15 protein-coding genes are annotated in these 12,352 nt (G+C 66.9%); 3 read left to right on the top strand and 12 right to left on the bottom strand.

What is annotated here, in order from left to right:
* Nucleotides 1–265: 265 nt before the first annotated feature.
* Nucleotides 266–1,762, bottom strand: a complete 1,497-nt coding sequence (gene proS, locus N0D28_RS04155) for a proline--tRNA ligase (RefSeq protein ID WP_260561121.1) — start codon at nucleotides 1,760–1,762, stop codon at nucleotides 266–268.
* An 86-nt stretch (nucleotides 1,763–1,848) separates the two neighbouring features.
* On the opposite strand from proS, the gene N0D28_RS04150 reads away from it, so the two are divergent.
* Complete coding sequence (locus tag N0D28_RS04150) at nucleotides 1,849–2,655, top strand: nucleotidyltransferase domain-containing protein (RefSeq protein WP_260561120.1); 807 nt, start codon at nucleotides 1,849–1,851, stop codon at nucleotides 2,653–2,655.
* Between the two features lie 46 nt (nucleotides 2,656–2,701).
* Nucleotides 2,702–2,968, top strand: coding sequence for a DUF2171 domain-containing protein (locus tag N0D28_RS04145; RefSeq protein WP_260561119.1), 267 nt, complete (start codon nucleotides 2,702–2,704; stop codon nucleotides 2,966–2,968).
* 123 nt (nucleotides 2,969–3,091) lie between these two features.
* Here the strand turns inward: N0D28_RS04145 and N0D28_RS04140 are convergent, their stop codons facing one another.
* The 3 genes from N0D28_RS04140 to N0D28_RS04130 all read right to left on the bottom strand — a co-directional run bounded on the left by N0D28_RS04140 (nucleotide 3,092) and on the right by N0D28_RS04130 (nucleotide 5,260).
* The gene (locus N0D28_RS04140) at nucleotides 3,092–3,745 is read right to left on the bottom strand and encodes a TetR/AcrR family transcriptional regulator (protein WP_260561118.1); all 654 of its coding nucleotides are present in this window, start codon (nucleotides 3,743–3,745) and stop codon (nucleotides 3,092–3,094) included.
* Nucleotides 3,746–3,887: 142 nt separating this feature from the next.
* Nucleotides 3,888–4,430: a hypothetical protein gene (locus N0D28_RS04135; RefSeq protein WP_260561117.1), complete on the bottom strand. Its 543-nt coding sequence runs from the start codon at nucleotides 4,428–4,430 to the stop codon at nucleotides 3,888–3,890.
* Nucleotides 4,431–4,495: 65 nt separating this feature from the next.
* Nucleotides 4,496–5,260, bottom strand: coding sequence for a hypothetical protein (locus tag N0D28_RS04130; protein WP_260561116.1), 765 nt, complete (start codon nucleotides 5,258–5,260; stop codon nucleotides 4,496–4,498).
* 151 nt (nucleotides 5,261–5,411) lie between these two features.
* On the opposite strand from N0D28_RS04130, the gene N0D28_RS04125 reads away from it, so the two are divergent.
* On the top strand, nucleotides 5,412–5,768 hold the full coding sequence (locus N0D28_RS04125) for an MGMT family protein (RefSeq protein ID WP_260561115.1): 357 nt from the start codon (nucleotides 5,412–5,414) through the stop codon (nucleotides 5,766–5,768).
* Between the two features lie 3 nt (nucleotides 5,769–5,771).
* Here the strand turns inward: N0D28_RS04125 and prmC are convergent, their stop codons facing one another.
* The 8 genes from prmC to N0D28_RS04085 all read right to left on the bottom strand — a co-directional run bounded on the left by prmC (nucleotide 5,772) and on the right by N0D28_RS04085 (nucleotide 12,348).
* Nucleotides 5,772–6,674 carry a peptide chain release factor N(5)-glutamine methyltransferase gene (gene prmC / locus N0D28_RS04120; RefSeq protein ID WP_260561114.1) on the bottom strand — a complete coding sequence of 301 codons (903 nt, stop codon included), beginning with the start codon at nucleotides 6,672–6,674 and terminating at the stop codon, nucleotides 5,772–5,774.
* A 52-nt stretch (nucleotides 6,675–6,726) separates the two neighbouring features.
* On the bottom strand, nucleotides 6,727–7,305 hold the full coding sequence (locus tag N0D28_RS04115) for a Jag family protein (protein ID WP_260561113.1): 579 nt from the start codon (nucleotides 7,303–7,305) through the stop codon (nucleotides 6,727–6,729).
* Between the two features lie 76 nt (nucleotides 7,306–7,381).
* Nucleotides 7,382–7,894, bottom strand: coding sequence for a DUF427 domain-containing protein (locus N0D28_RS04110; RefSeq protein ID WP_260561112.1), 513 nt, complete (start codon nucleotides 7,892–7,894; stop codon nucleotides 7,382–7,384).
* Nucleotides 7,891–8,991 (bottom strand): DNA topoisomerase IB, encoded by a 1,101-nt coding sequence (locus N0D28_RS04105; protein WP_260561111.1) that lies wholly within the window; start codon nucleotides 8,989–8,991, stop codon nucleotides 7,891–7,893. The genes N0D28_RS04110 and N0D28_RS04105 overlap by 4 nt, the downstream gene beginning before the upstream one ends.
* Nucleotides 8,992–8,994: 3 nt before the next feature.
* Nucleotides 8,995–9,738 (bottom strand): uracil-DNA glycosylase, encoded by a 744-nt coding sequence (gene ung, locus N0D28_RS04100; RefSeq protein ID WP_260561110.1) that lies wholly within the window; start codon nucleotides 9,736–9,738, stop codon nucleotides 8,995–8,997.
* Between the two features lie 158 nt (nucleotides 9,739–9,896).
* The gene (locus N0D28_RS04095) at nucleotides 9,897–10,523 is read right to left on the bottom strand and encodes a helix-turn-helix transcriptional regulator (protein ID WP_260561109.1); all 627 of its coding nucleotides are present in this window, start codon (nucleotides 10,521–10,523) and stop codon (nucleotides 9,897–9,899) included.
* 39 nt (nucleotides 10,524–10,562) lie between these two features.
* Complete coding sequence (locus tag N0D28_RS04090; protein WP_260561108.1) at nucleotides 10,563–11,669, bottom strand: S1C family serine protease; 1,107 nt, start codon at nucleotides 11,667–11,669, stop codon at nucleotides 10,563–10,565.
* A gap of 166 nt (nucleotides 11,670–11,835) precedes the next feature.
* Nucleotides 11,836–12,348, bottom strand: a complete 513-nt coding sequence (locus N0D28_RS04085) for a GNAT family N-acetyltransferase (RefSeq protein ID WP_260561107.1) — start codon at nucleotides 12,346–12,348, stop codon at nucleotides 11,836–11,838.
* Nucleotides 12,349–12,352: the final 4 nt, after the last annotated feature.

Here is a 12,352-nt window from a genome sequence, read left to right as displayed (position 1 = left end):
GCTCAGCTTAGCGGGTTGCCCAGCGCCGTTTTATGAACCCCGGTTCCCGGCACTCAGGGTCATGGATCACCAGCAACACCTTGAGTAGAACGGACGCCCACAAGGACGCCTCTCCTCCCGTAGGGAACCTGGCCGCTGGGCACGCCAGCCCGCCCCTCACTCAAACCTGGGACATTTACGCAGGCTCAAATCGCTCTCGGTAGCCCCAGACTCAGGGATACGCCCCTGCCTCTCATGGCGTATCCAGCACAGGCTTAAGCAGCTCTCAGTACTGCCGGCCGAAAATCACCCGCTTGCCGTAGGCGGCAGGTTTACCGGTATGCACACACACCCCCTCCTCGCGCTCGGCGAAGAACTCGGCGTCGTCCAGGGGAATGTTGCGCACCGTCGCCTTGGTGTCTTCCTTGATCTGGCGCTCGCTCTCGGCGTCGCCGCAGTGGAAGGCCCGCACCCACTTGCCGTCCTCGATGGCTGCCTTGAACCCGTCGTAGCTGTCCACCGTCACGGTGTTACCGAGCATGAAGTCGGTGGCACGCTGGAGCAAAAAGCCCTGGATGGCGTCCAGTCGGGCCGTGATACCGCTGACCGCTTCCGCACGGCCCAGCGTTTCCTTCTCCTCGCTGGTGCGGTTCTTGACGACCACCACGCCCTGCTCCAGGTCGCGGGGGCCGAGTTCGATGCGGACCGGGATGCCCTTGAGTTCCCAGTCGTTGTACTTGAAGCCGTTGGTGACGCCGTCGCGCTTGTCCACCTTGACGCGCACACCCTGGGCACGCAGTTCCAGGGCCAGCTTCTCACCCTCGGCCACCATCTCCTCAAAGTTGTCCTTGCGGCCCACCGGAATAATGACCACCTGGGTCGGGGCGATGTTGGGCGGCATCATCAGGCCCTTGTCGTCGCCGTGCGTCATGATCAGCGCGCCGATGATCCGGCTGGAGATGGCCCAGGAGGTCGTGTAGGCGAACTCTTCCTTCTGGTCGCGGGTCTGAAACTTCACGCCAAACGCCTTGCTGAACTTCTGGCCCAGGTAGTGGCTGGTTCCGGCTTGGAGCGCCTTGCCGTCACGCATCATGCCCTCGATGGAGTAGGTGGCGCTGGCTCCGGCGAAGCGCTCGGAAGCAGTTTTCTCACCGCGCACGACTGGCAGGGCCAGAATGTCGCGGCAGAACTGGTGGTACAAATCCAGAATCATCCGCACCTCGGCCTGGGCTTCCTCGGCGCTGGCGTGGGCGGTGTGGCCCTCGTGCCAGTAGAACTCGCTGGTTCTCAGGAACGCCTTGGTCCGCAGCTCGGCCCGGAAGACGCTGCCCCACTGGTAATGGAGAAACGGCAAATCACGGTAGGAGTTGAGCCAACCGCTCCACATGTGCCCGATGATGGTTTCGGACGTGGGCCGCAGCACGTAGGGTTCGGCCAGCACTTCGGTACCAATCTTGTTGACGGTAAACAACTCCGGCGCGAAGCCCTCCACGTGGTCGGCTTCCTTCATGATGAAATCCATCGGGATCAGCGTCGGGAAGATCAGCGATTCGTGGTCACGGGCCTTGAAGGCGTCGTCGAGCCACCTGACGATCCTTTCCCACAGTGCCGAGCCGTAGGGCTTCATCACCATCGCGCCCGCCACCGGGCTGTTGTCGGCCAAATCGGCCTTCTTGACGACCTCGTTGTACCAGTCGTTGAAATCCACGCTCTGGGGCGTCACGCCGTACTGCTGGGCCTTCTTATCGTTCTTGTCAGGGGCGGGCTGCTTGCCTTGCGTCATAAGCTGCATGGTAGCAAGGTCGGTGGGGGCGGGGAGATACGCCGCATGGCCGAGGCGCATGCAGAACAAGCTGGCTAGAGTTGGGCATGTCGCCTGATCTCACCCACACGCTCGCCGCACGCCTCGCCCAGATTCCCGGCGTGCAGGCCGTCACGCTGGGCGGCTCACGCGCACGAGGCGCAGCCCAGCCGGACTCGGATATTGATCTTGGCCTGTACTACCGGGCCGAAACGCCCCTTGATCTGACCGTGCTGAATCAACTGTGCCGCGAGCTGGACGACGCCGGAACCGCCGAGGCCACCCCACCGGGCGGCTGGGGACCCTGGGTGGACGGCGGCGCGTGGCTGACGGTGCGGGGGCAACGGGTGGACTTCATCTACCGCGAGCTGGGGCGGGTCAAGCGCAGTGTGGACGATGCCCTGGCGGGCCACATCAAGCTGCACGCCCAGCCGGGCCACCCGCACGGCGTCCACAGCCACCACTACGCGGCGGAACTGGCACTGAGCCAGATTCTGTTTGACGGCGGCGAACTCTCAGCGCTGCGTGAACGACTGGGCAACTATCCACCTGCACTCAAGGCGGCGCTGATTGCCCACTACGACTGGCAGCCAGAGTTCTGGCTCTACGGCGCGGCCAAAGGCCAGCAACGCGGCGACATTCACTACGCCCAGGGCTGCGCCTATCAGGCGGTGATGGCACTGGTGCAGACCCTCTGTGCACGCGGCGAGGTGTGGCTGACCAACGAAAAGGGGGCGGTGGCACTGGCCGGGGCTGTACCAGATGCACCCCCGCAGTTTGCCGAGCGGGTCGGCGCAGCGCTCACCAATCCCGACCTGGACGCCCTGAAGCGCCTCTCCTCGGACCTCAACACGCCTGTCTCAAGGTGGCCTTGACGCTGCCCACATGAAAGGACTGGCGTGGGAGGGGTAGCCTGCCTGCATGACCAACAACGATATGAGCCAGGTGGATACCGCCCTCGACCAGGAACTGCGCGACTCGATCACCGAGCACCTTCAGGTCAAGGACGTCAACGGCGAGCATGTCGGCACGGTCGATCACCTCGACGGTGACCGCATCAAGCTGACCCGCACCGACAGCGAGGACGGCCAGCACCACTACATCAATCTCAGTGACGTCAAGAGCGCCGACGCCGTGGCCGTATACCTGGAGAAGGCCCGCGCCGATTTGAAGATGCAGAGCAAGTAACCCAACAACTGGATCAGATGGGGCCGCCGGGGAAACTCGGCGGCTTTTTCTTGCGGCAGCCCACCCATGAGCAACCTGAAAAAACCCCGGCTGGGTGCTCCGGGGCTGGGTGGAGTCAAGCGGTCAGGCGTTGGCGAGCGCCACGTCGGCCTGCAAATAGTTCAGCAGCGCCCGCAGCGAGGTGTTCAGCTCCCTTTCGAAGTTGACCATCAAAGGTTGCAACTCGGGGTGCAGCAGCAGCGTGCGGTGGGCCGGGGCCTCCTCGGTCAGGTGCTGCCAGCCCACGCACAGGGCGTCGGTATGGACCAGTACCCGTATCGCCATCTCGGGCGGGTAGGGCAACCGGGGCGCGGCGGTCTGCATCAGCGCCAGCACCTGCTGACGAAAGCTGACCGCCAGTTCGCTGCGTTCCAGCACGCTGCCGAGCAGCAGTTGCAGTCGCCGCATCGCCTCGAAGCCGCGGAGGCTCTCAGTGATCACGTCGGCCACGTCGTTGGGCCGGGTGGGGCGCTTCTCGTCGAGCAGCGCGCCGAGCGTGGTGAACCAGGCCTGATAGTGCTCGGAGAGCAGCGCCAGGAACAATTCCTCCTTGGTCTCGAAATAGAGGTAGAGGGTGCCCTTGGCGAGTTGCACTTCACGGGCAACCTGGTTCATGCTCAGGTCGGCGTAGGCGGTGGTGGTCCACAGGCGCTCGGCGGCGCGGAGAATGTCGCCCCGGCGGACGAGTTTTTCTTCGGGGCTGCGGGCACGGGCTGGGCGGGGCGGATGCGTTGCCATCACTTCGACCCTACGGGATGCTCAGACGGCTGACTGTGAAGGGATTCACGACCCGTGAGCTTGCCCAATGAAGGCTAAACGCCGTGCCTCATGGAGATTGGGTGAAGTGTGGGCTGCGGCGCAGAGTGATCGGCCAGTCCGTTCAGAGACCGCCCTCGCCCGTGACCTGGCCGTCGTTGGTATCAGCATCGCCGTCGCTGAAAAACTCGCGGCGGGCCTCGCGCAACTCAATACGGGCCGTGCCGAGGTGCTCCAGCAGCGCCGGGAGATCCTGCGGTTCCAGGGCGAAGGCGTCGTCGGCCCCGATGCCGCTGTCGGGGTCGAGGCGGCGCAGCAGCACCTCCTGGGTTCCCTGATCGTCGATGCCCTCGATCCTGACGCCCCAGTTGGGCGCTTCTTCCGGGTAGAGAAAGTCGTGGCGCTGGCCCTGCTGCGCGCCCAGCACGGCCTGGCGCAGCGCCGAGGCATTGGGCACGAAGGTCTTGAGGATTTCGCGCTCGCGCTCGGGGTCCTCGGGCCACTGCACCACCCGCAGTTGCAGCACTGGCCCCAGTTCCGGGGTGCTAATGTCGGGGTTGGGCGCGGCGGCGATGTCCAGGCTGTAGGGAACGGGATGGTCCTCGGTGCGCTCCAGGCTGCCCGTGACGAGCCGGGCGCGGACGCGGTGCTGTGCGGTGGTGTCCATGCCGCCACACTATCCGGCGGCGGCGGGGGGCGGGTAAACGCCAGGTTGAGAGAAAGTTGAGACCGTCAGCAAGCACGCGCCTCCAGGGCCGCCAGCAACCCGCCGCGCGGCTCCAGGCCGAGGGCGGCGGCCAGTTCGCGGCACAGCTCCAGCGCCCGCCGCAGACCCTCGCCCGCGCCGCTGCCGACATCCGCGATTCGCCGCGCCCACCCGCCCAGATCGCGCTCGGCCCGGCGGGTCTCGGCGCGCAGGTGCACGAGCCCGAGGGCAAAGCGGGCCAGCCGCAGCAGGGCAGCGCGCACCCAGGTCAGCAGCTCGGCAGCGCGCAGGAGTTCTCCTCTGGCCGCCACCGCCGAGGCGAAGGTCAGCCAGTTGAGCGCCTGATCATAGATGAGTTGCGGCTCCTGCGGCGTCCAGTCCGGCCCCGCCGCCCACTTGCCGAGGGTGCGGGCGAGTTGACCGCCTTCGTCTTTGATCAGCATGGCGGCGACGTCAGCGTGGGTGAGGGGCCAGGCGAGGATGTCGGACATCTGTGCGGCGTCCACCACGTGCAGTTCAATCCGGTGCAGTTCCGGCGTCACGGCGTTGGGGGTGCCGAACAGATTGACGACGTAGAGCAGCAGCGGCGTCAGCGTTTCCAGAAAGGCGCGGGGACTGATCACCGCGCCGGGGCGCAGGTAGGCGTAATATTCGAGGTCACTGTAGGCGTCGCCTTGCCACTCACCGTCCAGGTGCTGGGTGCGGCTGCCGTAGGCCAGGGCGTGCGACACCCGCGCGTCAATCATCAGGGCAGCGCGAATCCGGGCGTCGAGTTCGTCCAGACTGAGCATGCCGCAGCTTAGCGCCAGGGTTCGGGGAAGCTGTTCGGCCGCGCCCAGAACATGATGGTTAGATAGGCAAATGGGCCTTCAGCACAGCACTTTTTGCCGGAGTTCCAGATTCAGCACTGTCCTGAGTGCTGCGCCCGCTAGACTGCGGCGCATGACCCTTTCAGAACAGGACCTTCCCGGTTTCAAGGCCCGCGTGCTGGCGCTGGTGGCCCAGATTCCGCCGGGCCGGGTCATGACCTACGGGCAACTCGCCCTGCTCGCCGGGCAGCCGGGCGCGGCGCGGCAGGTCGGGTACGTGATGAACGGTCTGCTGGAGAGCCACGATCTGCCCTGGCAGCGGGTCATCAACGCGCAGGGCAAGGTCAGCACCGACAAGCTGGGCTTCGGCGATATTCAGCGCGGCTTGCTGGTGGCCGAGGGCGTGGTGTTCGATACTGCCGGAAAATGCGACCTGGGCCAGTTCCAGTGGTGGCCCCAGGACGCGCCGGGGCAGGAGCGGCTGCTGTAAGAGTCAGCGCCCGTCCAGGTTGACTCGGCCGCCAACCTGCCTGGCCGTCAGAAAACGCTGCCGCCCGGTCAGGTCCGGATGAACCTCGGCGCTCCAGCCTGCCGCACGCAGTTCGGCAGCCATCACCTCCACGTTGCGCGGGTCGAGTTCGAGCCAGAGCGTGCCGCCGGGAGCCAGCACACGCGGCGCGTCCTGGCACATTCGGCGGGCCAGATCGAGGCCGTCGGGGCCGCTGTAGAGGGCTAGTTCCGGGTCGAAACTGACTTCCGGCTGCGCCTCAGCCCGGTCAGTGTCCGGCAGATACGGCGGGTTACTGAGCAGCAGATCGTAGGGACCGCTCAGCCCAGTCAGCAGATCGGCCTGCACGAACGCCACATCTAGGTTGTTGAGCTGGGCATTTCGGCGGGCCAGGGCCAGCGCTTCCGGGCTGATGTCGCTGCCCATGACCTGGGCCTCCGGCCTGGCCTGCTTGACGCCCAGCGCCAGCGCCCCCGTTCCAGTGCCCACCTCCAGCACGCGGGGAGCGGCCCAGCGCTGCAAGGTTTGCAGTGCCAGAGCGAGCAGCACTTCCGTTTCAGGACGGGGAATCAGCGCAGCGGGCGAAACGTTCAGGTGCAAGTCGGCCCATTCGATGGGACTGAGCAGGTACTGGAGCGGTTCGCGGGCCTCGCGGCGGCGGGTGAGCTGTTCGAGGTGTCGTAATTGCCTCACCTTGATGGGCTGCTCGCCCCGCATCAACAATTCGAGGCGGCTGAGGTTGGCGACCCGCTGCATGATCTCGCGGGCGTCGGTTTCAGGTGAGGGCACCCCGGCCTGCCGTAGACGCTCGGTGGTCTCGCGCAGCCCCAGCTTGAGCGTATACACCTGACACTCGGAGAGGTCCAGCCGCAGGCCGTCGGTGCTCACGCGGCCTCCACCGAAGACCAAGAACCACCGGGAACCCGTTCGGGCGGCAAGCTCACTCGGTCATTTCGGTGCGCGGCCTGATCACCAGGTGGCGGCCAGGCCCCTCCCCCACCGACTCGGTGGTGACCAGCGAATGGTCCTTGAGCGCCACGTGAATGACCCGGCGCTCGGCGGGCGGCATCGGCTGGAGTTCGTGCGGCTCGCCGCTCTTGGCGACCTGCACCGCCAAACGCTCGGCCAGCTTGGCGAGGTTGTCGGCCTGCCGCCGCTTGAAGCCCCCGGCGTCCACCCGCACCCGCACGTCGCTGCGCCCGGCGTGCTTGGCCAGCACCGCGTAGGCCAGCACCTCGATTGCGCCCAGGGTGCGCCCGTCGCGCCCCGCCAGCTTGCTGGCCCGCTCGCCGCCGATGTCGGCTTCCAGCGCCTCGCCCGCGTCTCGTACGCTGAGGGTCAGGTCGCCGCCCAGGTGCTCGACAACGCCGCGCATGAACTGCTCAAAGACCTCTAGTGGCTCCTGGTGTTCGGCGAGCGGCGCAGCGCTGCCCAGCGCCGCCTCGACCACGTTCGGCGCGTCGTCTCCCTCGCTGATGCCCAGGTTGGCGAGGTAGTCGTCGAGGTTTGGTTTGTCCATATCCCTGAGTTTACCCTGAGAAGCTGACAGGCCTCTGTCAGTCGGCACCTGTCACCACCCAGTCGCCAATTCCCAGTCACCAACCCATCGTGCCCGGCGCGCCCTTGAACGGCCCCTTGATGTCCGCCGTGATCCAGCCGCCATAGAATTCGCCCGGCTGCGGCGTGACCACTTCCCCGGCCACCCGGCACTCGTCCATTGCTCCAGCGTAGACCGCCACGCACCCGGCCATCTCGCGGAAGGCCGGGGTGGGGCGCTCGTAACTCCAGCCCGCCGCCCGCGCCGCCTGGGTACCGCCGGTCAGGGTCCAGTAGGTCGCCGCGCCCTTGAATTCGCACATACTGCTGCCGCTGGCCGGGCTGAGCACGCCCGCTTTGAAGGCGTCAGGCGGCAGATAGTAACCAGGCGGGTGCGAGGTTTCCAGCACCCGGAAGGCGGGCGCGCGGCTCCAGTCGGTGTCGGCGATCAGTTCGCCGCCCAGCCAGATCTGGAGGCGCTTGTCGGTGTGCTCCAGTCTGGGCGGGCGCGGGTAGGCCCAGACCGATTCCTGGCCGGGCGCGGTGGGCTCTGGAACAGGACGGTGCATCATGCAGCGCTCTCCTTCTGACCGTTGTCCTGCTGGACTTTCTCCCTGTGACTGACACTGGCGGCTCGGCGGCCCTGTTTCAGCGAACGCTCACTCGCCAGCAGCCGCTGAAGGGCCGCCTCGCTGCGGGTCAGGCCGTCCAGGGTGGACATCTTCGCAGCACGCGGCTCGTAGTCGTCGAGCACCTTACCCGCCAGGTAACGGTCAAAAATGACCGGGCAGATGTAGCTGCCGCGCGTGACGGCGGGAGTGTTGCCGAGGTCGGCAGCCACGTACCTGACGCACTCCACCAGCATTTTGCGGGCGGCCTTCTCGTCGTCCGTGACCCCAGCCTCGGCCAGAAACTCGGCGGCCAACAGCGTGCCGCCCCAGGTGCGGAAATCCTTGGCAGTAAACGGGCCGATCACCTCGTGCAGGTAGGCGTTGAGGTCCGCCGAACGAAGGCGGCGGCGCACCCCCTCGTCCACCGATTGAAACAGCCAGGGACCAGGCAGGTCGAGCAGTTTCTGGAGGTTGGCGGCCAGCGTCCTGTCCACCGTCTGCTTGTGCTGCCAGACCGAATGCTTGCCCTTGAAGTCAAAGAAAATGGTGTGGCCTTCCACCTTGACATGGCGCTGACGCAGGGTCGAGAGGCCGTAGGTCTGGTGGGTGCGGGCGTAGATGTCGCTGCCCACTCGGAAGCGGGCCACGTGCAGGAGCCGGGTCATCAGCGCCAGCACCTTGCGCCGGGGCAAACCGCCGCCCTCGCCAGCAGGCAGACGCAGGTCGGTGGCGGTCACGGTCCGCAGATCCGGCAGCGCTCCGGCGAAACGGATCAGGCGCTGCCACTTCTTCATGGCCCCGGCCTGCACGAAGTCGGCGTGGTAGCGGTACTGGAGCCGCCCGGCGGCGTCGCGGCCAAACGCCTGCACCTCGGCGTCCGGATCGGGGCTGACGAACACGTCCTGGTAAGCGGGCGGCACCGCCAGGGCCGCGATGCGTGCCAGGGCAGGCCCGTCCGTGAAGGGCGTTTCGTCGGGCCAGAAGTATTCGAACTTGCCCGGCTCGTGCCCCTCACGGCGCAGGTAATCGTCTTGCAGCAGGTCGGTACGGGAAGGCATGGTCTACTCGCCTGCCTGCATCGGCAGTTGCCAGTCAACCACGCTGCGCCCCGCTTCCGAGAGGGCCGCGTTGACCTGACTGAAGGGCCGGGTGCCCATGAATCTGGTGACGCTCAGTGGGCTGGGGTGCGCCGACTCGATGACGACGTGCTGCGGCCCCGTGATCAGCTTGGTCTTCTTACGGGCGTAGGCTCCCCACAGCACGAACACGACACGCTCCGATCTGGCGTTCACGGCGTTGATCACGGCGTCGGTGAACTTCTCCCAGCCTTTCCCAGCGTGGCTGTTGGCCTCGGCCTGCCGCACCGTCAGCACGGCATTGAGCAGCAGCACGCCCTGGGCAGCCCAGGGCCGCAGATCACCGTGCCTGGGAACCGAGAAGCCCACGTCGTCACGCAACTCTTTGTAGATATTTTGCAAACTCGGCGGCACCCGCACGCCGGGCCGCACGCTGAAGGCCAGCCCCTGCGCCTGCCCGGCCCCGTGGTAGGGGTCCTGTCCCAGGATCAGCACCTTCACCCCGTCCAGCGGGGTAAGTTTCAGGGCGTTGAACACGTCTTCCGGCGCGGGAAACACCGGACCGGCGCTGCGCTCGGCGTCCACGAACTGCATCAGGGTCTGAAAATACGGCTGGGTGAATTCAGCGGCCAGCGCCCGCCGCCAGGACTCGGGCAAGTCGGGCACGGGCGCGGGAGCCTGAGCAGCATCGGCCCCGCTCCCGAACAGGCCAGGTTGAGAGTCGGTCATGGCAAAATTAAAGCGCAGGGTACGCCGGGGGACTGTCTGAAATGATGAAGGCGGGTTTGAGAGAACAGCCCTGGGTCAATGGTGCTATGAACAGAGCTGCGCCGCTTGGCCCCAGCGCTTTTGCTGCATCCCGCGCCCGATGTACTTGCTGGCCACCCTTACACGCTCAGCAACCCCAACTGCACCCCGCGCGTCACGGCGGCGGCGCGGCTGGAGACGCCCAGCTTGGAGTAGATGGCCTGGGCGTGAAACTTGACGGTGTGTTCGCTGACGCCAAGCTGCTTAGCAGCGCGCTTGTTGCTCAGGCCCGCCGCCAGCAGATCGAGCACCTCGTGTTCGCGGGGGGTGAGATGAAGGTCACCGGGCACAGCGGCCAGGGTCTCGTCGGAGTCTGGGTCCTGCGCCTCCAGGTCGTCGAGATACGGCTTCAGGCGTTCAGCCTGCGCCGCGCCCACCGCCGCTAGGCCCGCCGCCGCCGCCAGCACGCCCGCCACCAGTTCGACTGGCCCGGCGTCCGGCGGCAGGGCGGCCCAGCCGGACAGGTTGAGTTCGGAGAGCGCATTGGCCCATACCGGCCCGCCGAGCGCCACCACGCCGCCGGGAAAGTCGCTCAGGGCGTCCAGATCGTGTAAGGCCGCGTCGTCCAGTACCAGAACGTCGGCCTCGTGGGCACTCACCGCCAGCGTCAGACCCGCTTCCAGCATAAAGGCGCGCACCCCTGCCGCCGCAGCGGGAGAGCGCACGCCAATGTAAACGCGCAGGTCGGTGAAGAGGGCACTCAGCACAGCGTCAAGCCTCGCATGTTTGAACTCGGCCCTGCCGGTTTACCGCTCTCCCAGCATCACCGACACGTCCTGCTGCGCGCCGCCGCGCAGGATGCCCAGAGTCAGCGTCTCCCCGGCCCGGTCACGCACCGCGTCGAGCAGTTGCACCGGGTGGTGAATCGGCGAGCCGTCCAGCGTCAGCACCACGTCGCCGATCATGATTCCGGCAGCCTGGGCGGGGCTGGCGTGTTCCACCTGCACCACCGTCAGGCCGATCTTGCCCCGGCGCGGACCTCCGCCCGAACCGCCGCGCCCGCCCCAGCCACGTTCGCCCCAGCCGCGCTCATTCCAGCCGCCCCGGCCACCGCGTCCCCAGGCCTCGCGGCCAGGCCCCTCACGGCCCGGTCCTTCCCGTCCCCAGGGACCGCCCCGGCCCCGTTCACCCCGGCCCTCCCGGTTCCAGCCGCGTTCGCCGCGCCCGGCCCCGGCAGTGGGCTGCCCCGCTTCCGGCGGCGCTTGTTCAGGCTGAGCTTCCGGCTGTCTTTCTTCCGGCTCGGTTTGTTCAGGAAAGTGAACCGGCTGGGTGCCGATGCCGAGATATCCCTGCGGCACCCGGCCATCGCGGGAGAGCAGGCGCGCCACCCTCAGCGCCCGCTCGGCAGGCACGGCCATCAGCTCGCCGCGCGATAGGCCCGCATTGGCGAGGCCGATCAGGCCGCCGCGCGCATCGAAGACGCCGCCGCCCGACACGCCCCGGAACGGCGCGGCCCCGGTGGGCATGAAGCCGCGCTCTGGCAGCGCCGCGCCGAGAAAGCCGAGCGCGGCCTGCACCCCGCGCTCGGGGCGGGCCACCACACTGAGCAGTTCGCCGACCTGTGCGCCCTGGCTGGCAGTCACGGGCGGCACCTTCAGGTCGGAAACGCGCAGCAGGGCCAGATCGCTGGCGTGCTGACGGCCCACCACCTGCGCCGTCAGTTCGCGGCCATCGGGGGTCCGGACCCGCACCTCGTCGCCGGGCAGGACGTGGGCCACCGTCAGGATTTCATTCTCGGCGGTGACGACGCCGCTGATGGCGCGGCCCGAGAGCACAGTCACGATGGACTGGGCGCTTCGAGAAACGGAAGAGGAAAGGGCTTCGGACAGATCGGAAAAAGTATTCTTGGTCATGCAGCCATGGTGCGCTTTGGGAGACCGAACGACTTCCGCCGAATGGACGGCTAGCCGTTCGGGGAGGACCGCGCTTCCTGACAGGGGACCGGGTGGCTGAACTTTGGCCGAGAACTGACTCATGAGAAAGGCGCGACTTACGCCTGTGGACGCACGTATTGCAGTCTCACGGTGAGTAGTCCTGCCGTTTGAGCGTGTAGCGCGTTACCGCCACCACCTCGCCCTGATACTGCTCCGGCTCGGCCTCACCCTCCTCCGCGAAACCCAGCCGCCGCATCAGCGCATGCGAGGGCAGATTCGGAGTGTGAACGGTGGCCGTGACTTCTTCCAGCTCCAGGGTTCCAAAAGCGTGAGCGAGCAGCAACCTTCCCGCCGCCAATCCAACACCCTGTCGCCAGCGCGGACGCTCGATGACGATGCCGAACTCGCCGGAATGGGCGGTGAGGCACGCCAGATCAACATGGCCCACCAATGCATCATGAAGTTCCACGCCCAGCCGCAGAAAGTCCAGGCCGAGTCCAGCGACAGTTTTGCGCCAGTGTTCGCGCACCTTGTCGGGCGCGAGATTCAGCGTCCAGTCGGCGGCGCGGCAGAACCCTTCATCGGCAGCCCAGCGCACGGCATCTTCCTCGTCGCCCGGGCGCAGCGGGCGGAGCTTGAGCTGATCCAGGTCAGTCATTCTC

The sequence above is a fragment of the Deinococcus rubellus genome, from assembly GCF_025244745.1.
Taxonomy (GTDB): Bacteria; Deinococcota; Deinococci; order Deinococcales; family Deinococcaceae; genus Deinococcus; species Deinococcus rubellus.
This window is presented reverse-complemented; position numbering and strand designations above follow the sequence as displayed.